Source organism: bacterium, assembly GCA_035945995.1.
In the GTDB taxonomy this organism is placed as follows: Bacteria; Sysuimicrobiota; Sysuimicrobiia; order Sysuimicrobiales; family Segetimicrobiaceae; genus DASSJF01.
This window is the reverse complement of the sequence record DASYZR010000079.1, coordinates 1-23,779: the sequence shown is the minus strand read 5'-3', so window position 1 is coordinate 23,779 and position 23,779 is coordinate 1. Positions and strand designations below refer to the sequence as shown.

Here is a 23,779-nt window from a genome sequence, read left to right as displayed (position 1 = left end):
CGCGCTCGACGACGCGAACGCCCGGTTCATCGAGATCGTCCGGGAACTTCAATCCCCAGCCCGCGCTTCCCGACACGAGCGCGAACGGCGTCTGCGGGACGCGGGGATCCATCGGCTAGAGGTGCCGCCCGCCGGTCACTTCGATCACGGCGCCGGTGACATAGCTCGCGAGGTCGCTGGCCAGAAACAGCGCGACGTTGGCGACCTCCTCCGGCGTCCCGATCCGGCCGAGCGGCGTGCCGGCCACCCGGTCCTTGAGGATCTCCTCTCCCATCGCGCGGGTCATCGGCGTATCGATGAGGCCCGGCTGGATCGCGTTCGCGCGGATGCCGTAGCGCGCGTACTCCCGCGCGGTCACCTTGGTCAGCGCCACGATGCCCGCCTTGGCGGACGCATAGTTCGCCTGACCGAAGTTGCCGATCTTGCCGGAGATCGACGACATGTTCACGATGGCGCCGCCGCGGCCGGCCTCTCTCATCCGCGGCGCGACCGCGCGCGTGCAGAGGAACGTACCCTTGAGGTGGATGTCGAGGACCAAGTCCCAGTCCTCGTCGGTCATCTTCCGGATCGTGGCGTCACGCGTCACGCCCGCGTTGTTGACGAGGACATCGATGCGCCCAAACGCCGCCTGGGCGCGCTCGGCGGCGGCGGCGACGTCGGCGGCCGCGGCGACGTCGGCGTGGAGCACCTCGGCCCGGCGGCCGAGGCCGCGAACGATCCCGGCCGTGTGCGCGGCCGCGGCGTCGTTGAGATCGACCACCGCGAGATCCGCACCCTCCTCGGCGAAGCGCGTCGCGATCGCGCGCCCGATGCCGGACCCCGCCCCCGTCACGAAGGCGACCCGGCCGGCGAGCAGCGGCGTCATCGCCCGGCCTCCGGCGCGGCGGCCCGCGGCGCGCGGACCCGCACGAGGATCGGCATGGTGCCTTCCTGAACGACCTCGCCCCGCTGGTTCACGAGCGCCATCTGCCGCTCGAGCACGCCGGTGTCGCCGCGGGAGGTGAGGCGCTTCGACACGACCCGGACGCGCAGCCGGAGGGTGTCGCCGATGAACACGGGGGCGCGAAACTTCCACTCGACGCTCAACAGGGCGACGGTCGTCTCGCCGAACAGCCCGAGCCGTGTGGAGAGGCCGGTCGCCAGCGCGATGCCGAACACGCCGTGGGCGATGCGCTGACCGAACCGCGTCCCCGAGGCGAACACGGCGTCGGTGTGGATCGCGTTCCAGTCGCCGGATAGGGCGGCGAAGCCGACGACATCGGCCTCCGTCACGGTCCGCCCGGGGCTCTCGAACTCCGCCCCGACCTCCACGTCCTCGTAGTACATGCTCATCGATCGCCTCCCGCGTCCTGCACCCTCGGGCCGTGACGGCGAACCCGCCCGGCCCGCGTCAACGCCGCCGACGGCGCTTCGAGCGGCGACGCCGCGTGGCCGTCCCCGGCACGGCGGCCGGCGTGACGTGCCCCGGCCGGCTGCTCAGTTCGGCCAGCCGCCGGACGCTGCGGCCGTGCACCTGCATTCCCTCGCGCTCCCGCTGTTTGCGCCGCTCGCGGCGCGCCGCGTGGGGATCGGGCGCGGGCTCGGCGCGCGTCATGCCACGCGAATGGTCACCACGGCACGGGGCAGGGCCCAGGTCGCCGGGCACGTACCGGCCCGCGGGGCGCCGCCGAGCGCATCCCGCGCCGTCATCCGACAACGTCCCGGAATACCCGCAGGAAGTTGAGCCCCAGCAGTTTGCGCAGCTCCGTCTCGCTGAACCCGTGCTGCGCCAGGCACACGGTGAGGTTCGGCCAATCGCGAAAGTCTTCGAACCCGTTGAGATGGTAGTCGGCCGTCAGGCGGTGCTCCACCGCGCGGAAACCGTCCCAGCCGAAGGTGCCGGCCCGGCGTTTCGGCATGTCGGGCGGATAGACAATCATCGACTCCGTCCCGGGTCCCGGCCCGGCCTTGTCGGTGCCGATGCCGACGTGATCGATGCCGCAGACGTCGACGAGGTGCTCGATGTGCGCGGCGAAGTCATCGAGGCCCGGCTCCTTCTTGTCGGAGATGAAGCCCGGGATGACGACCACGCCGAAGTAGCCCCCGCGGTCGGCGATCGCCCGCGCGAGCTCGTCGGTCTTACCCCGATCGTGGTAGCAGACGGCCTTGCTCGCGGAGTGCGAGACGATGACCGGCGCCGCCGAGACGCCGAGGGCGTCCCAGCCGACCTGTTCGCTGCAGTGGCTCACATCCACGAGCGTGCGAAGATCGTTGAGCCGCCGCACCACCTCGCGCCCGAAATGCGAGAGGCCGCCCTGGTACGCTTCCGTGCAGCCGTCGCCGGCGAGGTTGCGGAGATTGTAGGTCAGCTGCACCATGCGCACGCCGAGGTTGTGGAAGTGATTGATCCGGTCCAGGGCGTCCGCGTAGGGCGTCGTGTTCTGAAAGTCCAGGATGAGGCCGTGCCTGCGGGCCGCGTGCGTCCGCTCGATGTCGGCGGCGGTGCGGCACAGCACGAGGTCGCCGTCGAGCGCCTCCATGACGGCGTGGGCCTGGGCGAGCCGGCGGTTCGCCGTCTCGTAGGCCTCGCTGATTCGGTGCGCGCCCGAATACGTGCCGCAGGCCACCGTGACGCCGGAGGCGTGCCAGAATTCGAGATACTGCTCGCGCGCCGCCGACGAGGACAAGAGTTCCTGCACCGCCAGGTCGACGAGCAGCGGCTGCGCCTCGTCGCGGGCCATCTTGCGCGCGTGCAGGTCCGCGACCGCCGCGCGCATCCGGTCCGTGAACAGGAAGCCCGTCGTGGCGGGCGGCTGCTGGCTGTCGACGACCAGGGCTTCGTGATGGAGCGTTCGCGCTTCGTCGGGGGTCAGCGTGGGCCCGGCGCGCGGCATGTCCACACCTCCGAGGACGATGACGGCATGCCGCGCCGGCCGCCGCCACGGGCGGATGGCGCGAAGTGCCGGTGGCGTGGACTTCTCGTCCTGGCCGGGGCGGCCCTCTGTTCGCGCCGTCACTTCAAGGACCCCGTCCGCGCGGCGTGGTATGAAGGCGGATATGACGCGACGCCGACGCACGCGATCCAAGGCATCACCCGCCCGCATCCCCGCGCGGCCCCGCCGGGCTCGATCGCGGCCCGCAGCACCGCGGCCGTCCACCGGCAGCCTGGCCGAAGTCCTGAAGTTTCAGGAGACATCGACGGCCGCGCTTCGCGCGGTCAAGATGCCGATGGCCACCGAGCCGTCGTTCCTCTTCAAGCCGTAGCGCGGCCGGCGGCGATGGCGAGTCCCCTCTTTGCGACGATCCACGAGTTGCGCGACGGTTTGCGCCGGCGGCGCTTCTCCTCCCTGGAGCTGACCCGGCTTTCGCTCGACCGCCTCGAATCGCTCGGCCGCCCGCTCAACGCGTACGCGACGCTGCTCCGGACACGTGCACTGCGGGAGGCGCGCGCCGCCGACGCGGCCCTGGCGCGGGGCCACGCCGGCCCGCTCACCGGGATTCCGTACGGCGCCAAAGATCTGCTCGCGGCCCGGGGGGGCCCGACGACGTACGGGGCGCCGCCGTGGAAGCGGCAGGTGCTGCCGTTCGACGGCGCCGTGATCGAGCGGCTGCGCGCGGCGGGCGCCGTGCTCGTCGCGAAGCTCGCGATGATCGAGCTCGCCGGCGGCGGCGGCTACCGGTGGCCCTCCGCTTCTCTTCAGGGCCCCGGACGCAATCCATGGAATCCCGAGCACTGGTCCGGCGGTTCGTCGAGCGGCACCGGCGTCGCGGTCGCGGCGGGCCTCGTGCCGTACGGCATCGGGTCCGAGACGTCCGGGTCGATCCTGTCGCCGTCGTCCAACTGCGGCGTCACCGGACTCCGGCCGACGTACGGGCTGGTCAGCCGGTACGGCGCGATGGCCCTGTCGTGGACGATGGACAAACTGGGACCGATGTGCCGCACCGCGGAGGACTGCGGCATCGTGCTCGAGGCGATGTCGGGCGCGGACCCGCGCGATCCTGCCTCCGCCGGCCGGACATTTCGCATGCCGCGCCGGCGCCGGCCGCTCCGCGCGCTGCGCATCGGGTATGCCGTCGAGGATTTCGAGACCGCGCATCCCTCCGTGCGCGCGACGCTCCGGACGGCGCTCGAGGCGTTCAAGAGCCTGGGCGCGCGGACCGTACGCGTGGTGCTCCCGGCCCTGCCGATCGACTCGCTCGCCCGGATCATCATCCGGGCCGAGGGGTCGGCGTCGTTTCAAGATCTCATCCGCACCGGCCGCGCGGCGCTGCTGGCCGACCAGCGCCAGGCGATCGGGCTGCGCGCCGGCATGCGAGTGACCGCCGTCGATTACATCGACGCGATGCGCGTCCGGCGGCTCCTGCAGGAGGCGTTCGCCGACCTGTTTCGACGCGTCGACGTCATCCTGGCTCCGGCGCGCCCCCGCCCGGCGCTCCGCATCGACGAACCGATCGACGCCGAGTGGCGGCCGGTGGGCGCAAAACGCCGCGGGCCGGGGGGCATCCCGGTCGTGGCCGGCAACGCCGCGCTCACCCCGGCGGGGAATCTCGCCGGGCTGCCCGGGCTGGGGATCCCCTGCGGCTTCAGCACGACCGGACTGCCGATCGCCGTGCAGCTCGTCGGCCGGCCGTTCGAAGAAGCGACGTTGATCGGTCTCGGACGCGCCTATCAGGAGAGCACCGACTGGCACCGGCGAATCCCGCCGGGATGCGCCTAGGCCGGGGCCGGTCAGGCGCGGCGGAGCGCGCCGCGGGCGTGCGCCTCGGCCAGCGTCTGAAAGACCTGGGCGCTCACGTGGATGCCGTCGTAGAATCGCTCCAGACTGAGATTTTCGTTGGGGCTGTGGTTGTTCTCGTCGGCGTTGGCGTACGGCACGCCGATGTGGTCGACGCCGAGCACGTCCGGCCAGACGGCGTTCGGCAGGCTGCCGCCGCTCGATAGGTTGAGCACCGGGTCCAGGCCGCGATACGCCCGGATGGCCTCCGCGATGACCCCCACGGCGGGATGGTCGGGCCGCGTGCGCGTCGCCTCCATCGTGCGCGACCCGCGGACCTGCACGTGGACGCGCGGGTCCACGCCGGCGACGTGGCGCTTCACCTTCTCGTAGATGTCGTCGATCCGCTGGTCCACGACGAGCCGCATGTCGATCCGGCACTCTGCCCGGGCGGGGATGATCGTCTTTGACCCCGGCCCGACATACCCGCTCACGAAGCCCTGAATGTTGACGTAGGGTTCGAGCATGATCCGGCGCCAGTACGTCGGCCCGTCGATCGCGAGCGTCGGCAGACCCATCGTCGCCGCAAACGCCTGGGGGTCGAAGTCCAGGGTGGCGAGGATCCGTTCCTCCGCCGGCCCCACGGGCCGGACGTCGTCGTAAAACCCCTCGATCAGCACGCGGCCGTTCGGGTCGACCATCGTGGCCAGCAGGTGCACGAGCATCCAGACGGGGTTCGGGGCCACGCCGCCTTTGTTCCCGGAGTGGTTGTCGCGGTCGGCGCCCTGCGCAACGAGCGTCAGCCCGAGGTTGCCGCGGTTGCCGAGAGAGATCACCGGCCGCCCCGACGGATGCAGGCCGCCGTCGGAAATGTACACCAGGTCGGCGGCCAGCATCTCCCGATGCTCCTCGGCGAAGATCCGCAGGCTGCGCGAGCCCGATTCCTCCTCGCCCTCGAACACAAACTTGACGTTGATCGGCGGGCGCCCCGCCGTCTCGAGCCAGGCGCGCGCGGCCAGCACGTGCGCGAGCAGCTGGCCCTTGTTGTCGCCCACGCCGCGGCCGTAGATCCGCCCCCCGCGGATCTCAGGCGCAAACGGCGGCGACTCCCAGAGGTCGAGCGGCTCCGGGGGTTGCACGTCGTAGTGCCCGTAGCAGATCAGCGTGAACGCCCGCGGGTCGCCGGCGATCTCTCCGTAGACCACGGGCTGGGTCGGCGTCTCGACGATCCGGGCGGGAATGCCGCAGTCCGACATGATGCCGGCGAGGAGGCGCGCGCACTCGCGGACGCCGGCGTCCTGCGCGCTGACGCTCGGCTGGCGCACGAGCCGCATGAGCGTCGCGAGCTCATCCTCGCGATGCTCGGCGATGAACGCATGGACCGGCCGGACCGACATCGCGCCCTCCCGTTACCGGATCGCACCGATGTCCCGGAACCTGGCGTCGAGGCGCCGGCGCGACAGCACGACCTGCACCGTGCGACCCTCGCCGATCTTCTCCCGCTCGTTGTGCGCTTCCACGCGGCAGTGGATGCGCCGTCCGTCGACGCGGTCGAGGACCGCGCGGGCCCGCACCCGGGCGCCGGCCGGGGTGGGGGCCAGATGGACGACGTCGATCGCGTAGCCCACCGCGTCCTCGTCCTCGTCAAGAAACGGCAGGATGGCCTTGCGCCCCGCTTCTTCCATGTGCTTGATCATCATCCACGTAGCGTACACCGGGTGGGTCGCCCCGAGCTCGTCGAAGCGCACGGTCATCGCGTCGGTCACGGTCAGTTCGACTTCGGCCGCGGTACCCGGGATCAAGCCGTCGCGCATCGTCGCCCCCGCGGATCATAGCACAGCGGGCCGCGCCGTCACCCCCGGCGGAACCCGCCACGATCGGGGCCGCCGGGCGTGTTGCCCGGCGGCCCCGAGGCCTTGCCGCGGGCAGATGCTATTGCGAGTAGGTCGCGCGGATCCTCTGCGCCGTGTTGTTCGGGCTGATCAGCAGATCGACGGTGTCGCCCGGCCGAAGCGCGCCGAGCGCGACCGATCCGCCGCCGCCGTTCGCCGTGTTAGTCCGGGTGATGACCGTGGACCCGGTCACGACGTACCGCGAGATCACGCCGTTGTGGCTCACGACGATCAGGCCCGGCGACCCGGGATCCACGGGGAGACGCACGGCGACGAGCGTCCCGACGACGTGCTGCACGGCGGGCCCCGGCGCGTACGTCCGAGACGGCGGCAGCGCGCCGCTCCCGCTGATGACGGTCACGGTGGTCGAAGCCGCGTCCCAGTTCACGGTCGCGCCGAGCGCCTGGCTGATGAACCGGAGCGGGACCATCGTGCGGCCCGCCACGACAAGCGGCGGCACGTCGATGATCTCCGGCCGTCCGTTCACCATCGCCTGGGTATTGCCGATCACGAGAGAGACCCCGGTGGCCCCGCGCTGCGCGAGCACGGTCTGCGTCCGGTCGTCCCAGGCCACGGTGGCACCGAGGCGCTCGAACACGCCGCGCAGCGGCACGAGCACGCGGCCGTTGTCGATCTGCGGAGGGACGTCGAACGCGACCGGCTGGCCGTCTACGAGCACGTGCACGTAGGGCGCCGGAGTTTGGGCGCCGCCCGGCGCGCCGACCGCGAAGATCACGGCCAGTGCGAGCAGGGCGCCGGCGGAAACGTAGCGTCTGTTGCGCATGGATCACAACCTCCTCACTGGCGCTGAACGCGCCGAACAGAAACGCACGAAGGGGAGCCACTGCCCCCTTCCGATGAGTCAGTTCTAGTAACTACCCCCGGCGGCTGGTTGCGAAACCTCGAGTTCGGCGCGTCTCCCGAGCCATCCCGACCGAGCAATCCCGACGATGTTACACGGCCAACAGGGAGCCTCCGGCGGCCCGCCGAACCTGATGCCCACCGCTGACCCGGCCCGCTCAAGTCCTCGAGGGGGGATATCAATGCGTCCGATCGGCCGCCGGCTCGTCTCCGGATGCGTCGCGCTCGCCGTGCTCGCGATGCCCGTGCTCGCACTCGGCGCACCCGGCGCCGGGCCAACGTTCACCTTCGCGCGGGGGCAAGAAAGCGAAACGCTCGACCCCGAACGGACCACCGCGACCTCGTCCGCCGAAGTCGATTACGTCCTGTACGACACCCTGACCTCGCTGGATTACGACAACACCGTCAAGCCCGGGCTGGCCGAAAAATGGGCGATCTCGCCGGACGGGAAGATCTACACGTTTACGCTGCGGCGGGGCGTGCGCTTCGCCTCCGGCAAACCGCTCACGTCCGCCGACGTGAAATTCACGCTCGACCGCTGGCGGACGCTCAGGGGCTCGCCCACGGCCTTCAACATCTCGCCGGTCGACAGCGTGGACGCCCCGAACCCGCAAACGGTCGTCCTCCACCTCAAGGAACCCTTGTCGATCCTCCTGATCAACCTGGCCGGATACGCGGCGAGCATCTTGAACGCCGACGCCGTCACCAAGGCAGGCGACGACTACGGCACCGGCGCCGGCAAGGTCGACGGCACCGGGCCGTTCGTCCTGCGGGAGTGGGTGCGGAACGACCGGCTGGTTGTCATCCGCAACCCCAGCTACGCGTGGGGCCCGCCGATCTACAGGAACCAGGGGCCCGCCCATCTCGGCACCATCGTCTTCAAGGTCATTACCGAGGACACGCCGCGCCTCGCCGCCGTCCAGGTCGGCGACGCCCAGTTCGATCCCAACGTGCCCGGCCAGGAGGTGGACCGGCTCACGCGCGAGGGCAAGCTACAGGTGATCCGGTACAGCGACCTCAACACCGCGTTCATCGGTTTCAAGCTGGGGCACAAGCCGCTCGACGATCCGAAGGTCCGCGAGGCGATCAACTACGGGATCAACAAGCAGGAACTGATCGCCGGCGCCTACTACGGCCTGGCCGACGAGGCGTTCGGTCCGCTGGCCCCGGGCACGCCGGGATGGTGGAGCGGGGTCAAGAATATCGGGTATCACTACAACCCGAGCACGGCGAAGCGGCTGCTCGACGAGGACGGTTGGAAGCAGCCCCGCTCAGGGGCGACGCGGCAAAAGAACGGCCAGCCGCTCTCGCTGCTCTTCCTCTGGACGCCGGGAGGCAGTTTCGACAGTGTCGTGCCCCTGGTCCAGGCGGAGCTGGCCGGCGTCGGCGTCAACGTCCGGACGCAGCAACTGGAGTGGACCGCGTTCCTGGCGGCGCTGCGCGCCGGGCAGCACGACATGTTCCTCATCAACGTGCGGTACACGACGCCCGACGTGCTGTACTTCTACTTTCACAGCAAACAGCGGCCGGCGCCGAATCGGTTCGATTGGGCCGATCCCGAGACCGACCGCCTCCTCGAGGCGAGCCGGTCGAGCACCAGTGAAGCCGAGCGGATGGCGGCCTACCAGAAGCTGCAGCAGATCATCGTGGGCGACGCGATCTGGGTGCCCCTTGTGCACGAGAAGCGGGTCGTCGTCGCCTCCAAGCGGCTGCTCGTCCCGAAGATGCACGCCAACACACTGTACAAGATGCTGGATCTCGAGCTGAAATAGCGACGCCTCTCCACGCCGGCCGGTCGCCATGATGGCATCGTACATCGCGGGCCGCCTCGTTCAGGCGGTACCGGTGCTGTTCGGCGTGTCGGTGCTGGTATTTCTCATCTTGCACCTGACGCCCGGCAACCCGGCGCTCGTCGTCGCCGGCCCCGACGCGCCTCCGTCGGTGGTGCGCGACATCGAGCGCTCGCTCGGCCTCGACCAGCCGTTGTATGTCCAGTACGCGCGGTACGCCGGCCGGCTGGTCCGCGGCGATTTCGGCCGGTCGATCCGGTCCCGGGAGCCGGTGTTGGGGCGGCTCCTCGACACGTTCCCCGTCACGCTCGCGCTCGCGGCGGTCGGCGTCGCCTGGACCACCCTCGTCGGCGTGCCGACGGGCATCCTGGCCGCCTACCGGCGCAATTCCCTGCTCGATCTCTCCACGATCTTCGTCGTGCTGGCCGGCAACGCGATGCCGGTGTTTGCCGTCGGACTCATCCTCCTGTGGGTGTTTGCGATCCAGCTTCGCTGGTTCCCGCTCACCGGCTACGAGTCGCTCTGGACGGCCGACGGGTGGCGGCACATCGCGCTCCCGGCGATTACGGTCAGCAGCGGCGTCATCCCGCTGCTCACGCGTCTGACGCGGTCGTCGATGCTCGAGGTCCTGCACCAGGACTACGTCCGGAGCGCGCGCGCCAAGGGCGTGCGGGAAACCGCGGTCATCGTCCGCCACGGCTTCCGCAACGCCCTGCTCCCCGTGATCACGATCATCGGGCTGCAGTTCGGCGGGCTGCTGACCGGCGCGTTCATCACCGAGACCATCTTTTCGCTGCCGGGCATGGGCCGGCTCGTCGTGCAGGCGATCCTCGGCCGCGATTTTCCGATCGTCCAGGGCGGGGTGCTGCTCTTCGCCGTCACCTTCGTGCTCACCAACATCCTCGTCGACGTCGGCTACGCCGCGGCGGACCCCCGAATCCGGTACGGCTGATGGCCACGGCCCGTGACCGGGATCTCGGCATCACTCCGCACACCGCCCTCGGCGCCGCGGGCCCAGCGCGGCCGCGCCACGCGACCGTCTGGCGGCGCCTCGGCCGGTCGTGGCAGGTGCGCATCGGCGGGGCGATCGTCGCCGTGCTGCTGCTGACCGCGGCCACGGCGCCCTTTCTCGCGGTCGCGGATCCCACCCAGCCGAACATCCTCGCACGGTTCTCCGGCCCGTCGCCCGCGCATCCGTTCGGCACCGACCACCTCGGCCGCGACATCTTCAGCCAGGTCGTCTACGGCAGCCGCATCTCGCTCAGCATCGGGCTCATCTCCGTCGGCATCGCGGCGACGTTCGGCATCGCGCTGGGTCTGCTGGCCGGATTCTACCGGCGGCTCGACAATCCGATCATGCGCCTGATCGACGTGCTCCTCGCGTTTCCGGGACTGCTGCTCGCGATCGCGATCGTCGGCGCGCTCGGCCCCAGCCTCCAGAACGCGATGATCGCGGTCGGGATCGCGACGATCCCGGGGTTCGTCCGCATCGTGCGGAGCGCCGTGCTGCGCGTGGGCGCGAACGAGTACGTCGAAGCCGCCCGCGCCGTCGGCGTGGGCGACGCCCGGATCCTCATCCGCTATGTGCTGCCGAACGTCTCGTCGGAGATCATCGTCACCGCAACGCTGGGCATGGCCTCCGCCATCCTCTTTGCCGCCGCGCTGTCGTTTCTGGGATTGGGCGCCCAGCCGCCGACGCCCGAGTGGGGGGCGATGGTGCTCGCGGCGCGAAGTTACCTGGACATCGCGCCGCACCAGGTGTTCTTCCCGATCGCGGCGATCTTCGTCACGATCCTGGGGTTCAATTTTCTCGGCGACGGCCTGCGCGACGCGCTGGACCCACGACTCTACCGGTAACCGGAACGCGCGGCCCGCGGGCGCGGGCCAGCCGTGTGCATGGGGGGCGCCATGGACGGGAGCCGTCTTGAGGGGAAGGTCGCGGTCGTCACCGGCGGGGGGCGCGGGATCGGCCGCGGCATCGCGGAACGGCTCGCGCGCGCCGGCGCCGATCTCGTCGTCGCAGGCCGCGATCGCAGCGCGCTGGACGGCGCAGGCCGCGCGATCGAAGCGCTCGACCGGCGCTGCGCGACGATTGAGGCCGACGTCCGGGACCCCGAGGCGGGCCGGCGGATCGCCGACCGCGCCCTCGCCGCGTACGGACGGCTCGACATCCTGATCAACAACGCCGGCATCAATCACCGGACCCCGGCCCTCGACGTAACCGCGGCGGAGTGGGACGAAGTCATGGCCATCAACCTGAAGGCGGTCTTCTTTTGCAGCCAGGCCGCGGCCCGGGTCATGCTGGGAGGGGGCGGCGGAGCGATCGTCAATCTTGCCTCGACGATGAGCCTCGTGGCGCTGCCGAACCGCGCGACCTATTGCGCCAGCAAAGGCGGGGTGGCGTCGCTGACCAAGCAGCTGGCGATCGAGTGGGCGACGCGGGGCATCCGGGTGAACGCCGTCGCGCCGACGTTCGTGGAGACGGACATGACCTCGGAGGTGCTGCGCCACCCCGAGTCGCGGAGCCAGGTGCTCGGCCGCATTCCGCTCGGCCGGGTCCTCGAGATCGACGAGGTGGCGCGCGCGGTCCACTTCCTGGCCTCGCCGGCCGCCTCGGGGATCACCGGCGTGGTCCTGCCGGTGGACGGCGGATATCTTGCCCAGTAGCGGCCGCGGTCAACGGCTATGCATCGCCGGGTCCTCTTCCTTCCAGGCGCACGGGGGGATCGAATGTTCTGGCGTCCGGTCGCCGACCTGTTGCCCGCGGAGTACGAGCGGGTGTTTCTGGAGTGGCCGGGCCACGGAGCCGTCCCACCGGACCCTCGCGTCTCCACGTTTGATCATCTCGTGGGGCTCGTGACGGACCGCATGGACCGCCCCGTCGACCTCGTCGCGCAATCGATGGGGGGAGCGGTGGCGATCCGCGCCGCCCTCGACCGCCCCCGGATGGTGCGGCGCATGGTACTCTCGGCCACGTCCGGCGGCATCGACCTCTCGCTCTTTCGGACCGAAGACTGGCGGCCGTCGTACCGGCGCGAGTACCCGGCGGCGCCGGACTGGCTGCTGGACTACCGCGCCGATCTCAGCGACCGCATCCGGACGATCGATGCGCCGGTGCTTCTGCTGTGGGGGGGCTCCGACCCGATTAGTCCGGTCCCGGTCGGTGAGTACCTCGCCCGCCTGCTGCCCCGGGCCACACTGATCGTGATCCCCGGGGGGACGCACATATTCGCGGAGGAACGCCCCGCGGAGGTCGCGCGGTATGTCGCAGCGCACCTCGCGGAGGAGAGGCTCTGAGCGGCACCGTGGCCGCCACGTCGCAACGGGAGGGATAAGATGTCAACTCCAAAAAGGAAGAGCACGAAACGGACCGCGGCGGGACGGGCCCGGCCGGCCGCTCGTACCGGCGGACGGGTGGAGCGGGCGCTCGAAAAAATGGGACTGCGGCTGCCGGCGCCCGGGGCGCCGCTCGCCAACTACGTCGGCGCGGTCGTCTCCGGCAAGCTCGTGTTCGTCTCGGGGCACGGGCCGCTCCGGGACGGCCGGGTGGTGTACGGGGGCAAGCTCGGCCGCGATCTCACGACCGAGCAAGGGTACGAGGCCGCGCAGTTCGTGATGCTCAACTGTCTCGCCTCGCTCCGCGCGGCGATCGGCAGCCTCGACCGCGTGCGCCGCGTGGTCAAGCTGCTCGGCATGGTCAATGGCACGCCGGAGTTCGCCGAGCAGCCGCAGGTCATCAACGGCGCCTCAGACCTGCTGGTGAAGATCTTCGGCGACCGCGGCCGGCACGCGCGCTCGGCGGTCGGCATGGGGTCGCTTCCGCTCGGCATCGCGGTCGAGATCGAGATGATCGTCGAAATCCGCTGACCGGCCCGATCCCGTCTTTGCTTTCCACGATGCCCCCTCGCGCGACGGCGAGGTAGAAGCCGGCGCGAGTGTAATGAAACGGGCCATCGCGAGACTACTCCTACGTGATCAAAATCGCAGGCTCCACAATCTCAAAGGAGGAAGGACAATGCGCAAGGCACTGGCAGTGATGCTCACGGTGGGAAGTCTGGCGGCGGCAGTCTCGACCGCGTTTGCGAACGAGGCGGGCGGTCTCAACAACGCCCCGGCGGCGCCGCAGTACGGGACGGGTGCGCCCGCGGCGGTCGTGGTTCCGTCGAACGGCACGGACGCCATGACGGGAACGAGCGGCACGCAGGACCGGGACCACGAGTTCAACCGGTAGTGTGATCGAGCACGTCCCCGAAGCCGGGCCGGCCGCGGGTGATTGCCCGCGTGCCGGCCCGGCACCTTCGGGGGCATCGAAGGGACCGAGGTCCGTGATCCGGAAGTGCCTGGTGACCGCGCCCGTGGGCGGCAGCACGGGTCTCATCGTGGCGCGGCACGTTGTTCATTGCGGGGAGACGTCGACCTGCCGGAAGAGCGCGAGCTTCGCGGGCCTGTCGACCCGGCGTCCTATGCCGACGCCGACGCGGTGGCGCGGCTCCGGGACGGAGATGAGGCGGCGTTCGTGAGCCTGGTGGACCGCCACGCGGCGGCGATGCTTCGGGTCGCGTCGATGCATCTGCCGCGTGCCGCGGCGGAAGAGGTTGTGCAAGACACCTGGCTCGGGGTGCTTCAAGGCATCGCCGGCTTCGAGCAGCGCAGCACGCTGAAGACGTGGATCTTCAGCATCCTGATGAACCGCGTCCGGACGCAGGCGCAGCGCGAGCGCCGCAGCGTTCCCTTCTCCGCGCTCGCAGACGCACCGTCCGACCAAGAGCCGGCCGTGGAGCCCGGGCGCTTCCTGGGCGCCGATCATCCGCGGTGGCCGGGGCACTGGGCATCGCCGCCGGAGAGTTGGGGCGACTCTCCCGAGGAGCGCCTGCTGTCGGCGGAGGTCCGGGCGGAGATACAGCACGCCATCGACAGGCTGCCGCCGGACCAGCGCGAGGTCATCACGCTGCGCGACGTGGAGGGGTGGGCCGGGGAAGAGGTCTCCACACTGCTTCAGATCACGCCGAACAATGAGCGGGTGCTGCTCCATCGCGCCAGATCGAAGGTGCGCCGGGCACTCGAACGGTACTTCGGAGAGGGGTAGACCGATGCCGCCCTCAGACGAACTGTCCTGTCAGGAGCTGGTCGAGGTGGTGACCGAGTACCTGGAGGGGACATTGCCGGTTCCGGACCGCGTGCGCTTCGAGGAGCACGTGGCGATCTGCCCTCCGTGCCGAACCTACTTGGAGCAGATGCGCCACACGGTTCGGGCCCTGGGCCGACTGCCCCGTGAGTCGATCTCGGAAGACGCGCAGCGCGCTCTGCTCAAAGTATTTCGCGATTGGAAGAAGAGCGGGTCACCGTAATCTCTCCGTCCGCGGCCTGCGGGCGCGCTTCGGTGACGTAGCGCACCGACACGTCATCGCCCTCCGTCGCCGCGCGGCGCGGCCATCCGCTGACGCACCACATCGGGCAGCGTGCCCGGGTCGTCCACCACCCAGCGCCGGTCCAACACATCCCGCTCCGCGAACTGCCCGCGGGTGAACGGGGTGGTCACCGCGATCACCGGCATCCCGGCCGAGACGGCGGCCTGCACGCCGACGGGCGAATCTTCGATCACCAGGCATTCGCCCGGCGGCACGCCTAACCGTCCGGCGACGAGGAAATAGATCTCCGGGTCCGGCTTTGGGTGCACCACGTCGTCCCGGGCGGCGATGAAATCAAAGGCGTCCTCCAGGGCCAGCACCTTCAGCACGCGCCGAACCTGGTCACCGTACGACATGCTGGCCAACCCCGTCTTGCATCCCATCCGGCGGGCGGAGTGGAGCAACGCGATGTTGTGCGGCCACCGGCTTGCCCGCAAGACCTCGGGATCGGCCAGGATCGCCTCGTAATAGGGCAGCCGAAGCCGGGCGAGCACCTGCCAGGGCTCGCTGACGCCGAACTCGCGCGCGCGGGCTTCGGCCGCGGAGTGAAGCGCAAACCGCGCCGTCAGGGCGGCCGCCACTTCATCGCGGGAGCGGCCCACGACATCCTTGAATGCCTCCACGACGTCCTGCTCGGCAAACGCGCCCGGACACAGTTCGGCCACGGCACGCGCATAGGATAGGGCCTTCAACCGCTCGGTCTCGACAAGCGTCCCGTCGAGATCGAAGATCATCGCCCGAATCATGCCCGGCCACGCCCGGGCGAGGGGCGCCCGGGATCCGCCGTCGCCCCGAGCTTCTCGATGCGATCGTGGACGTAAGCCCGCCAGCGGTCGGGCAGGGCCGGAACCTGTACGGCACGGGCGAGCAGATTCCGATTGGTCTTGTCGTGCGCGTACAATCGTGTGATGTCCGCGACCGTCACCCCGTGAGGGTCCCGCTCGATCAACTCGACCGCGTCCCCCGCTTCAACCAGTCCTTCGCGCACGACCGCGAGGCAGAAGCCCGTGCGGCCGCTCGCGAGGAAGCGCTCGACGATGTCCTGGCGCCCAAATTTGACGCCGAGCTTGTAACACGGCAGGCGGGGTTCGGTGACGATCACTTCCGCCGACCCCACGCGACACCGATCCCCGATGTTGATCGCGTCCTCCCGCAGCCATTCGGCGGTGAGGTTCTCGCCAAACATCCCCCACGGCAGCGTCATCTCGGGCAACTCACGGCGCCAATACTCATAGTGCTCGGCTGGGTACACGTACGCCGCCTTGCTCGGCCCGCCGTGGACCGATAAGGCGGCCTGCCGGTCTCCATCCAGGTTGAGCGAGGCACGATACAGTCCGTGGTGGATCCCCCTGTCGTCGATGGAAGAAGCTCGTGCACAGCGCCGGAAAGAGCAGCCGCTGACGTCCGCGCCCGGGCTGTGGGCGCTTGTCCTGACCATCGCGTTGACAATACCGATCGTCCTCGGCAAGTAGCGCCCACGTCGACCGTGGTTTTCTCGGAGACTCCGGCCGCGTTACTCAGTCTGAGGCGGCCAGCAGCGCCTGCGCGCTCGGCGACGGACGCGCCCGCCTCGGCCAGTGCCACAGCGGTGGCGGCGCCGATGCCGCGGCCTCCACCGGTCACAACTGCGACTCGACCCTCCAGCGTGGGCATGAGCGCTCCTTTACCCCGGGAAGGATCGCCTGGCGACGCGCTCCCCGACAGAACACGTGGACGTTCGGCTCCTCATTCCCGGCGAGCGAGCGTGTAGGGCCAATACGGCCGCCACTGGAAGGGACTCGTCACCACCGCGGCAAGCGTCCGGCCGTCGAGCAGCACGTCGAGCGCCCACTTGGTCGCGCGGCATCCGACAATCAGGACCGCGTCCGCGCCGGGGGCCTGCCGGAGTTCCGACAGGAAGGCCTCCACGAGCGCCGTTCGCTGCCGGTAGCTTTCACCATGCGGGAACGCGACGTCGATGTACCCGCCCCGCACCGTGTCGAGCGCCGGAACGGACATCCCCGCGTAGTCGCCGTAGTCGACCTCGTCCAGCCGGGCGTCGGCGCGAATCGGGTACGTGCCGCCGAACGCGATCTCGGCCGTCTCGATCGCGCGGCGCAGCGACGAGCAGAAGACGGCCCCGAATGGCAGCCCGGCGAGGCGGGCCGGCAACTCGGCGGCCTCCCCCCGGCCGCGCGCGGACAGGCCGGTATCCAGGTGGCCCGACGCGATCCCGGCTTCATTGTCCACCGAGGTCGAGTGCGTGACGAAATAGATCCGCACGGCGGGCCGGGCGTGCTACGGACGCGTGGTCCCCGCGGCCGGATGGACGATCCTCGCGTCCTGCCGGGCCGCCCACGCGGCGATTTCCGCCACCGTGGTGAACCACACGCCGGGCACACGGCGCATGTGCTGGATCAACTGCTCGAGACCAAGGAGGCGTCCGGCGCGGCCCGAGATCCAGGGGTGCATTGTGAGGACGAAGCAGCCGCTCTCCCGGCGCATCCCGTCGAACTCCTGCGCCCACATGCGGATCACGCGGTCCGGATCCGCGACCTGGTTGCTCGCGCCGTACACGTGCCGGTACATCGGCGCGTCGTCGAGCAGCCACTGCACCGGCACTTCGACGAGCGGCCCGGCGGGCGTCGCGAGATGGTACGGAATGTCGTCGCCCATGAGCGAGCTGTCGTAGACGAATCCGCGGGACTTGAGCAGCGCCGGCGTGCCGGCGTTGAGCTCCCACGAGGGCGACCGGTAGCCGTCCGGCCGGAGATCGAGGCACGACCTCCAGATGTCGAGCTGCTCGTCGAGCACGCGCGCTTCCGCCTCCTCGTCGAGCGTGTCGAGCGACTCGTGCACGTTGCCGTGCGCGGCAAGCTCATGGCCGGCGTCGCAAATCGGCCGGATCGCCGCGGCATGGTGCGCGACCGTCCACCCCGGCACGTAGAACGTCCCGCGCAGGCCGTACCGCTCGAGCAGGCGGAGGATCCGCTCCACGCCCGTCCGCACGCCGAACCGGCGCTCCTCATTCGCGGCGAGCGAGCGCGCCGCGCGCTCGGGCTCTCGAAAGATCAGCGCGGATTCGGCGTCGACGTCAAACGTCAGCGCCGCGGCGCACTCGTGTCCGTCCGGCCACCGGTACCGCACGACCGGCCCCGCCCCCACCGGGCCGCGCCTACGCGCGCGGCACCGTCGCCTTGAACTCGTTCCACATCGCCGGCACGGCGTCGGGCCGGTAGAAGACGTCGAGCGCCGTCATCGCCAGCCCCTTGGCGGCGGCCAGCATGGCCTCGTATCCCCGGGGCGCGCCGGCGGCCTCGCGAAATTCCTCGGTGTGTCCGGACACGTCGTCGGCGATCTTGAGATACGGATGAATCGTCGGGCACACCATGCTGACGTTGCCGATATCGGAGGAGCCGACGCCGCCCTGGCTCGGAGGCTGCTCGCCCTCGATGCCGATTCGCCCCATGTTGCCGGCAAAGAGGCCGGCGAGCACCTGGTTGTTGTAGCGCTCGGCGTAGACCAGACCCTGCCCGAACTCCACGCGCGCGCCGGTCTGCGCGGCGGCCCCTTCGGCGCATCGCTTGACCTTCGCCATGACCTCGGCCAGCGTTGAGCGCGCCGCGGCCCGGACGAGAAAGTCGCCCTCGGCGTAGGCCGGCACGACGTTCGGCGCGTCCCCGCCCTTCGTAATAATGCCGTGGATGCGCACGTCGCTCGGCACGTGCTGGCGCAGCGAGTCGATGGCATGGTAGGTGAGGAGCAACGCGTTGAGCGCGTTGATGCCCTTCTCCGGCATCGCGGCCGCGTGCGCGGGCCGGCCGTGAAACTTCATGACCAGCGACTGCGCGGCCAGCGCTCCGCGCGTCCACCAGTTGTTGCGCGAGGGATGGAACATCATCGCCGCGTCGACGCCGTCGAAGACGCCCTGCTCGACCATGACGACCTTGCCGCCCATCGTCTCTTCGGCCGGCGTCCCGAGCACCGTGAGCGTCCCGGGCAGCCGCTTCACCGCGCGGCGCAGCGCCACGGCGGCGCCGACGCTGGCCATGCTGATCAGGTTGTGCCCGCAGGCGTGCCCGAGACCGGCCAGCGCGTCGTACTCCGCGAGCAGCGCGACGTGCGGCCTGGCCGCACTACCGCGCGCATCGGCGCGGAACGCCGTCGCGAGGCCGGCGATCGGGCGCTCGACCGAGAAACCGGCCTCGCCCAGCATCGCCCCGATCCATTCGGCGGCCTGATGCTCGTTGAGCCCGAGCTCGGGATTCTGGTGGATGCGCCGGCTGAGCGCGACGAACTCTTCGCGCGCCGCATCGATCTCCACGCAGACGCGCTCCTTCAGCGTGTTCAGTTCGTCCATGAACGTCACCTCGACACGGCCGTGCGGATGAAGCGGGCTTCTCCGGCGTGCGGCGGGCCCCCTCCGCGCGGCGCTACGTGCGCTGAATCAGCTGGTAGGACACGCCTCCCGTCGTCTCGGCGACCGTCCAGACATTCAGCCGGTCGCCGATCTTCCGGGGCTCGGGCTCGGTGGTCCGGACGCCGAGCGCGGCGAGTTTCTTGAGCACCGCCGGAATGTCGTCCACTTCGACCGCGATGTGCTCGATCCGCGCGCGGTTGCCCTCACCGAGCCGCTTCTGGCGCACCACGGGATCGTCGACTTGAATCATCTCGATGTCCACCCCGCCGCAGCCGTAGAAGGCGGCCTTGAGCCTGGTCTCCGGGAAGTTGAGCTCCCGCGTAACGGGCAGTCCGAAAATCTCGCCGAGCCACCGTTTCTGCTCGTCGAGGTCGGCGACGATGACGCCGATGTGATCGACCCGCCGAAAGAGCGTGCGATCGAGCGGTCCCACTGGGTCCACCTCCGAACGGTTGAGTGGATAATGACTACCGCCGCGGAGGAAAGGAGCCCTGCGTCCGCGCCACGAGAGCCGGGATTAGGAGGACCGCCGTGCGCGTTCGAGACAGAGGAACTCGCCACGTATCTGCCATCGTCCCGGGAGGGGGATTCGCCATGACCGTGCCGCAACCAACGCCGTCCGGATCGCAGGCCCCGCCCGCCGGGCCGGCCGCGGCGGCCGCGCCGCCGGACCTGTTCCGGCCCCTCCCGATCCGCGGCCTTACCCTCCGCAATCGCATCGTGGTCTCCCCGATGTGCCAGTACTCCTGCGAAGCGCGGGACGGCCTGGCGACGGAGTGGCACCTCGTGCACCTCGGCAGCCGGGCGATCGGCGGGGCGGGCCTCGTCTTCACCGAAGCGTCGGCCGTGACCGCGGAAGGCCGCATCTCGCCGCAGGATCTCGGGATCTGGTCGGACGCGCACGCCGAGGCGCTCGCGCCCGCGGCGGCCTTCATCAAGGCCCAGGGCGCGGCCGCCGGCATCCAGTTCGCGCACGCCGGGCGCAAGGCGAGCACGCGGCGGCCCTGGGAGGGGATTGCGGCGATTCCAGATGACGACGGCGGATGGACGCCGATCGCGCCCAGTCCGATCCCGTTCAGCGACACTTACCGGACGCCGCGCCAGATGACCGCGGCGGACATCGCCGGCGTGATTCGCGCGTTCGCCGATGCCGCGGCACGGGCGCTGCGCGTCGGATTCGACGTCGTCGAGATCCACGCGGCCCACGGGTACCTGCTGCACGAGTTTCTCTCGCCGCTCTCGAACCGGCGAACGGACCGGTACGGCGGCGCGTTCGAGAACCGCATCCGCCTGCTCGCCGAGGTCGTGGACGGCGTGCGGTCGGTGTGGCCGCAGGAGCGGCCCCTATCCGTCCGGCTGTCGTGCACCGATTGGGTGCCGGGCGGATGGGACATCGACGAGACCGTGCGCCTGTCCGGGGAACTCGCCCGCCGCGGCGTCGACGTCATCGACACGTCGAGCGGCGGTCTGTCGCCGGCCCAAGAGATTCCGCTCGGCCCCGGCTACCACGTGCCGTTCGCGGAGCGCATTCGCCGGGAAGCCGGTACCTTGACGATGGCCGTGGGGCTCATCACGACCGCCGAGCAGGCGCAGGAGATCGTCGCGGAGGGCCGGGCCGACCTCGTCGCCTTGGCCCGTGAGTTGCTGCGCGACCCGTACTTCCCGATGCACGCGGCCAAGGCGCTGGGGCATCCCGACGCCGCGCCGTGGCCGGTGCAGTACGTGCGCGCGAAATAGGCCGTCGAGCGCAACAAACTCCGGGCGGACGCGCGCCGTGGACGCCGCGGCCGCGCGGGACCGCGTGGAGGAAGCCTCCCCGAGCGGGTGGAACCATCGCCCACCACGGTCGTTGCCCGGCTCAGGTCTGACCCAGGGGGGCGTTCATGAGTACCGGTGCGTTGCTACGCAACCCGATCATCCGGAGTATGGTCGCGAAGTGGCTGGACGGGAGGATCACGCGGCGAGACCTGTTCCGCGGACTGGGACAGCTCGGCGTCGGCGCGGCGGCGGCCTCCGCGGTCGTCGGCGCGTTCGGCGAATCCGGGAGGGTCGCCGCGGCACCGGCGTCCTTCAAGGGTCAGACGCTCGTCGTGACGAGTTACGGCGGACTGTGGCAGAAGTTCATGGAGGAGGAGCACATCCCGGCGTTCGAAGCGCTCACCGGCGCCAAGGTGGAGCTGGCGGTCGGGCTCGCGAAGGACTGGTTCGCCAGGATGCGGGCCGCCGGCAAAACGAACTCGCCGTACGACGTGTTCGTCACCAACGAGACGTACCTGGCGCAGCTGCGACTGGAAGGGTTCTTCGTTCCCCTGCCTGCGGATAAGGTCCCCAATATCGAATTCGTGCCGAAGGCGCTCCGGCAGCCGAAAGACGTCGGGGTGCTCGGCCTCGTCGGACCACTCGGCATCGGCTACCGCACGGACAAGGTGCAGACGCCGCCGACATCATGGCTCGACCTGGGCAAGTACGGCAACAAGACCGTGTTTTTCCAAATCGGCAACTCAGGCGAGCCGCAGCACGTAATGAAGCTGGCGCAGATCCTAACCAGAGATTACCGGAACTGGAAGCCTGCGATCGACTGGATCGCCAAGAACCTCTGCGCCGCCCGCCAGGTCGACTTCAGCCTCACAGAGCTCGGGATGATAACGCAGGGCGAGATCTACGTCGGTTTGATGGACTCGCCAACATGGGCCCAGCTGAAGATCGCGAACCTCCCGGTGGCCTGGGTGCTGCCGAAGGAAGGCTACTGCGGGATGTTTGAGCAGGACATGAACGTCACCGTGGGCAGCAAGGTCAAGGACCTCGGCTACGCGTTCATCAACTACTGGCTCAGCCCGCCGATCCAGCAGAGATGGGCCGAAAAGTTCTACTGGACGCCGGCCAACAGCCACGTCAAGATCCAGGGCAGCGCCGCGCCCCTGATTCCGGTCACCCAGGAACAACTGGGCCGGATCCCGCGGTGGGACTACGTCTGGCTCAACACCTCCGGCGCCCGCGAGCAGATGACGGACGCCTGGAACCGGCAGGTGCATAGCTGCTGAGCCGCGTCACGGCACCGGCGGAAAGACCCGGAGGGCCGCGTCGCTGTGCGACGGACGCGGCCCTCCCTCGGCATGCCCCATGGCTGAGATCCGCCTGCGGGGGCTGACGAAGCGCTTCGCGGAGGTCGTCGCGGTGTCCGAGCTGACGCTCGACGCGGCGTCGGGCGAGCTCGTGGCCCTCCTCGGCCCGTCGGGCTGCGGCAAGACGACCACCCTGCGCATGGTCGCGGGGTTTGAGACGCCCAGCGCGGGGCGGATCAGGCTCGGCGACCGCGACGTCACGGACGTGGCGCCGGAGCGCCGCAACTGCGGGATGGTCTTCCAGCACTACGCGCTCTTTCCGCACCTCACAGTCGCGCAGAACGTCGCCTTCGGCCTCGAGATGCGCGGGGTGGCGCGCCCGGACGTCGCCCGCCGGGTTTCGGCGATCCTCGATCGCGTGGGCCTCGCCGGGCTCGACGGCCGGTTTCCCCGGCAGCTGTCGGGCGGACAGCAGCAGCGGACGGCGCTCGCCCGCGCGCTCGTGATCAACCCGAGCGTGCTGCTCCTCGACGAGCCGCTCGCCAACCTCGACGCCAAGCTGCGCGAGGAGATGCGGTTTTACATCCGGTCGCTGCAGCGCGAGTTCGGCATCACGACGCTCTACGTGACCCACGATCAGGCCGAGGCGCTCGTCCTCGCCGACCGCGTGGCGGTGATGATGGACGGCGTGCTGCGGCAGTTTGACGCCCCGGAAGAGATCTACCACCGCCCGCGGTCCGCGGCGGTCGCCGCGTTCATCGGCCTCACCAATCTGCTGCCGGGACGCGTAGCCTTCCGCGCCGGCGACGCGCTGGTCGTGGACACGCCGGCCGGCCTCGTGCGCGGCCGCGGTCCCGCCGGGCTGGCGCCGGGAACGCGCGCCCTGCTGAGCGTCCGCCCGGAACACATCGATCTGGACGGCCGGGGCGACGGGATCAACCGGCTGAACGGGGTGGTGCTCGAACGCACGTTTCTCGGCGCGATCACCGACTTCCGCGTCGACGTGGGGGACGGCATCGTGCTGCGGGTGCAGGGCCGGGCGGCCGCCCACCGTCCCGGAGACCGGGTCGCGGTCTCGTTTCCGGAAACCGCCGCCTGGACCGTGCCGGCCGGCGACGCGCCTGGCGTAGTGCAGGGAGCCGGGGAGCCGTGACCGTCGCCGCGCGCCGCGAGATCAACGCCCGGCCGCTGCAGGCGGCGGCCGCCGGCCGCCACCTGCTCGTCGCCCCGGCGGCCGTGCTGCTGCTCGGCTTCTTCGTGCTGCCGTATCTGAATCTGCTCGTGATCAGCACGATGACGCCGAGTCCCACCGCAGCCTACCTCCGCGTCTTCACGCTCGGCAACTACGCGCGGGTCGTCGGCGACGCGTTCACGTGGGGCGTGATCCTGCACACGCTCCAGATCGGCGGGCTGACCACCGCCCTGGCACTCCTCGTGTCGTATCCGCTCGCCTACCACCTGGCGCGTGCCCCGCAGCGGCGGAAGGGCCTGCTGATGGCGCTCGTGATCTCGCCGCTTCTCGTCGGCGTGCTGATCCGGACCTACGGCTGGATGATCCTGCTGCAGGACACGGGCCTGATCAACCAGGCGCTGCAGGCGCTCGGCCTGCGGCCGCTCGCGCTCATGTACAACGACCTCGGGGTGCTGATCGGCCTGGTGCACGTCTTCATCCC

The 23,779-nt window shown here is 70.2% G+C and carries 28 protein-coding genes and 1 pseudogene; 15 read left to right on the top strand and 14 right to left on the bottom strand.

Going from position 1 to position 23,779, the window contains the following annotated elements; all coding sequences use genetic code 11:
- Window positions 1-115 precede the first annotated feature (115 nt).
- From fabG to VGZ23_08345, 4 genes are all read right to left on the bottom strand, one after another.
- Window positions 116-865 carry a 3-oxoacyl-ACP reductase FabG gene (fabG, locus tag VGZ23_08360; protein ID HEV2357607.1) on the bottom strand — a complete coding sequence of 250 codons (750 nt, stop codon included), beginning with the start codon at window positions 863-865 and terminating at the stop codon, window positions 116-118.
- Window positions 862-1,332: a MaoC/PaaZ C-terminal domain-containing protein gene (locus VGZ23_08355; GenBank protein HEV2357606.1), complete on the bottom strand. Its 471-nt coding sequence runs from the start codon at window positions 1,330-1,332 to the stop codon at window positions 862-864. The genes fabG and VGZ23_08355 overlap by 4 nt, the downstream gene beginning before the upstream one ends.
- Before the next feature lie 58 nt (window positions 1,333-1,390).
- Window positions 1,391-1,594, bottom strand: a complete 204-nt coding sequence (locus VGZ23_08350; protein HEV2357605.1) for a hypothetical protein — start codon at window positions 1,592-1,594, stop codon at window positions 1,391-1,393.
- 91 nt (window positions 1,595-1,685) lie between these two features.
- Window positions 1,686-2,873, bottom strand: coding sequence for a membrane dipeptidase (locus tag VGZ23_08345; protein ID HEV2357604.1), 1,188 nt, complete (start codon window positions 2,871-2,873; stop codon window positions 1,686-1,688).
- A 163-nt stretch (window positions 2,874-3,036) separates the two neighbouring features.
- Here VGZ23_08345 and VGZ23_08340 point away from each other — a divergent pair, with 163 nt between their 5' ends.
- Together VGZ23_08340 and VGZ23_08335 are read left to right on the top strand one after the other, a co-directional pair.
- On the top strand, window positions 3,037-3,243 hold the full coding sequence (locus tag VGZ23_08340) for a hypothetical protein (protein HEV2357603.1): 207 nt from the start codon (window positions 3,037-3,039) through the stop codon (window positions 3,241-3,243).
- A gap of 14 nt (window positions 3,244-3,257) precedes the next feature.
- Complete coding sequence (locus VGZ23_08335; GenBank protein ID HEV2357602.1) at window positions 3,258-4,697, top strand: amidase; 1,440 nt, start codon at window positions 3,258-3,260, stop codon at window positions 4,695-4,697.
- 11 nt (window positions 4,698-4,708) lie between these two features.
- Here the strand turns inward: VGZ23_08335 and VGZ23_08330 are convergent, their stop codons facing one another.
- The 3 genes from VGZ23_08330 to VGZ23_08320 form a co-directional block, all read right to left on the bottom strand.
- Window positions 4,709-6,091 carry a M20/M25/M40 family metallo-hydrolase gene (locus VGZ23_08330; protein ID HEV2357601.1) on the bottom strand — a complete coding sequence of 461 codons (1,383 nt, stop codon included), beginning with the start codon at window positions 6,089-6,091 and terminating at the stop codon, window positions 4,709-4,711.
- Between the two features lie 12 nt (window positions 6,092-6,103).
- Window positions 6,104-6,508 carry a thioesterase family protein gene (locus VGZ23_08325; protein HEV2357600.1) on the bottom strand — a complete coding sequence of 135 codons (405 nt, stop codon included), beginning with the start codon at window positions 6,506-6,508 and terminating at the stop codon, window positions 6,104-6,106.
- A gap of 118 nt (window positions 6,509-6,626) precedes the next feature.
- Window positions 6,627-7,370, bottom strand: a complete 744-nt coding sequence (locus VGZ23_08320) for a copper amine oxidase N-terminal domain-containing protein (GenBank protein HEV2357599.1) — start codon at window positions 7,368-7,370, stop codon at window positions 6,627-6,629.
- A gap of 259 nt (window positions 7,371-7,629) precedes the next feature.
- Here VGZ23_08320 and VGZ23_08315 point away from each other — a divergent pair, with 259 nt between their 5' ends.
- From VGZ23_08315 to VGZ23_08275, 9 genes are all read left to right on the top strand, one after another.
- Window positions 7,630-9,219: an ABC transporter substrate-binding protein gene (locus VGZ23_08315; GenBank protein ID HEV2357598.1), complete on the top strand. Its 1,590-nt coding sequence runs from the start codon at window positions 7,630-7,632 to the stop codon at window positions 9,217-9,219.
- 31 nt (window positions 9,220-9,250) lie between these two features.
- On the top strand, window positions 9,251-10,189 hold the full coding sequence (locus VGZ23_08310; protein HEV2357597.1) for an ABC transporter permease: 939 nt from the start codon (window positions 9,251-9,253) through the stop codon (window positions 10,187-10,189).
- Entirely contained in the window at window positions 10,189-11,094 is a 906-nt protein-coding gene (locus VGZ23_08305; GenBank protein HEV2357596.1) for an ABC transporter permease, read from the top strand. The genes VGZ23_08310 and VGZ23_08305 overlap by 1 nt, the downstream gene beginning before the upstream one ends.
- A gap of 51 nt (window positions 11,095-11,145) precedes the next feature.
- Window positions 11,146-11,904: an SDR family oxidoreductase gene (locus VGZ23_08300; protein HEV2357595.1), complete on the top strand. Its 759-nt coding sequence runs from the start codon at window positions 11,146-11,148 to the stop codon at window positions 11,902-11,904.
- An 18-nt stretch (window positions 11,905-11,922) separates the two neighbouring features.
- Window positions 11,923-12,534, top strand: a complete 612-nt coding sequence (locus VGZ23_08295) for an alpha/beta fold hydrolase (protein ID HEV2357594.1) — start codon at window positions 11,923-11,925, stop codon at window positions 12,532-12,534.
- A gap of 39 nt (window positions 12,535-12,573) precedes the next feature.
- Window positions 12,574-13,104, top strand: a complete 531-nt coding sequence (locus VGZ23_08290) for a RidA family protein (protein ID HEV2357593.1) — start codon at window positions 12,574-12,576, stop codon at window positions 13,102-13,104.
- Window positions 13,105-13,252: 148 nt separating this feature from the next.
- Window positions 13,253-13,468 carry a hypothetical protein gene (locus tag VGZ23_08285; protein HEV2357592.1) on the top strand — a complete coding sequence of 72 codons (216 nt, stop codon included), beginning with the start codon at window positions 13,253-13,255 and terminating at the stop codon, window positions 13,466-13,468.
- Window positions 13,469-13,636: 168 nt separating this feature from the next.
- Window positions 13,637-14,323, top strand: coding sequence for a sigma-70 family RNA polymerase sigma factor (locus VGZ23_08280; GenBank protein HEV2357591.1), 687 nt, complete (start codon window positions 13,637-13,639; stop codon window positions 14,321-14,323).
- Window positions 14,324-14,327: 4 nt separating this feature from the next.
- Window positions 14,328-14,585, top strand: a complete 258-nt coding sequence (locus VGZ23_08275; protein ID HEV2357590.1) for a zf-HC2 domain-containing protein — start codon at window positions 14,328-14,330, stop codon at window positions 14,583-14,585.
- Between the two features lie 53 nt (window positions 14,586-14,638).
- Here the strand turns inward: VGZ23_08275 and VGZ23_08270 are convergent, their stop codons facing one another.
- The 7 genes and pseudogenes from VGZ23_08270 to VGZ23_08240 form a co-directional block, all read right to left on the bottom strand.
- Window positions 14,639-15,391: an HAD family phosphatase gene (locus VGZ23_08270; protein HEV2357589.1), complete on the bottom strand. Its 753-nt coding sequence runs from the start codon at window positions 15,389-15,391 to the stop codon at window positions 14,639-14,641.
- Window positions 15,388-15,957 carry an MOSC domain-containing protein gene (locus VGZ23_08265; protein ID HEV2357588.1) on the bottom strand — a complete coding sequence of 190 codons (570 nt, stop codon included), beginning with the start codon at window positions 15,955-15,957 and terminating at the stop codon, window positions 15,388-15,390. Before VGZ23_08265 ends, VGZ23_08270 begins: the two co-directional genes overlap by 4 nt.
- A 242-nt stretch (window positions 15,958-16,199) precedes the next feature.
- Window positions 16,200-16,298, bottom strand: a pseudogene (locus VGZ23_08260) (oxidoreductase).
- A 72-nt stretch (window positions 16,299-16,370) separates the two neighbouring features.
- Complete coding sequence (locus VGZ23_08255; GenBank protein ID HEV2357587.1) at window positions 16,371-16,907, bottom strand: histidine phosphatase family protein; 537 nt, start codon at window positions 16,905-16,907, stop codon at window positions 16,371-16,373.
- 15 nt (window positions 16,908-16,922) lie between these two features.
- Complete coding sequence (locus VGZ23_08250; GenBank protein ID HEV2357586.1) at window positions 16,923-17,789, bottom strand: polysaccharide deacetylase; 867 nt, start codon at window positions 17,787-17,789, stop codon at window positions 16,923-16,925.
- 10 nt (window positions 17,790-17,799) lie between these two features.
- Window positions 17,800-18,984: a M20 family metallopeptidase gene (locus VGZ23_08245; GenBank protein ID HEV2357585.1), complete on the bottom strand. Its 1,185-nt coding sequence runs from the start codon at window positions 18,982-18,984 to the stop codon at window positions 17,800-17,802.
- A gap of 73 nt (window positions 18,985-19,057) precedes the next feature.
- Window positions 19,058-19,477, bottom strand: coding sequence for a VOC family protein (locus tag VGZ23_08240; GenBank protein HEV2357584.1), 420 nt, complete (start codon window positions 19,475-19,477; stop codon window positions 19,058-19,060).
- A 161-nt stretch (window positions 19,478-19,638) separates the two neighbouring features.
- Between VGZ23_08240 and VGZ23_08235 the strand changes: the two genes are divergently transcribed.
- The 4 genes from VGZ23_08235 to VGZ23_08220 all read left to right on the top strand — a co-directional run.
- Complete coding sequence (locus VGZ23_08235) at window positions 19,639-20,781, top strand: NADH:flavin oxidoreductase/NADH oxidase (protein HEV2357583.1); 1,143 nt, start codon at window positions 19,639-19,641, stop codon at window positions 20,779-20,781.
- A gap of 146 nt (window positions 20,782-20,927) precedes the next feature.
- Window positions 20,928-22,085: an extracellular solute-binding protein gene (locus tag VGZ23_08230; protein ID HEV2357582.1), complete on the top strand. Its 1,158-nt coding sequence runs from the start codon at window positions 20,928-20,930 to the stop codon at window positions 22,083-22,085.
- Window positions 22,086-22,164: 79 nt separating this feature from the next.
- Window positions 22,165-23,259, top strand: a complete 1,095-nt coding sequence (locus VGZ23_08225) for an ABC transporter ATP-binding protein (protein HEV2357581.1) — start codon at window positions 22,165-22,167, stop codon at window positions 23,257-23,259.
- Window positions 23,256-23,779, top strand: a 524-nt coding sequence (locus VGZ23_08220) for an ABC transporter permease (GenBank protein ID HEV2357580.1), incomplete at its 3' end; no start/stop codon positions are given. The genes VGZ23_08225 and VGZ23_08220, both read left to right, overlap by 4 nt.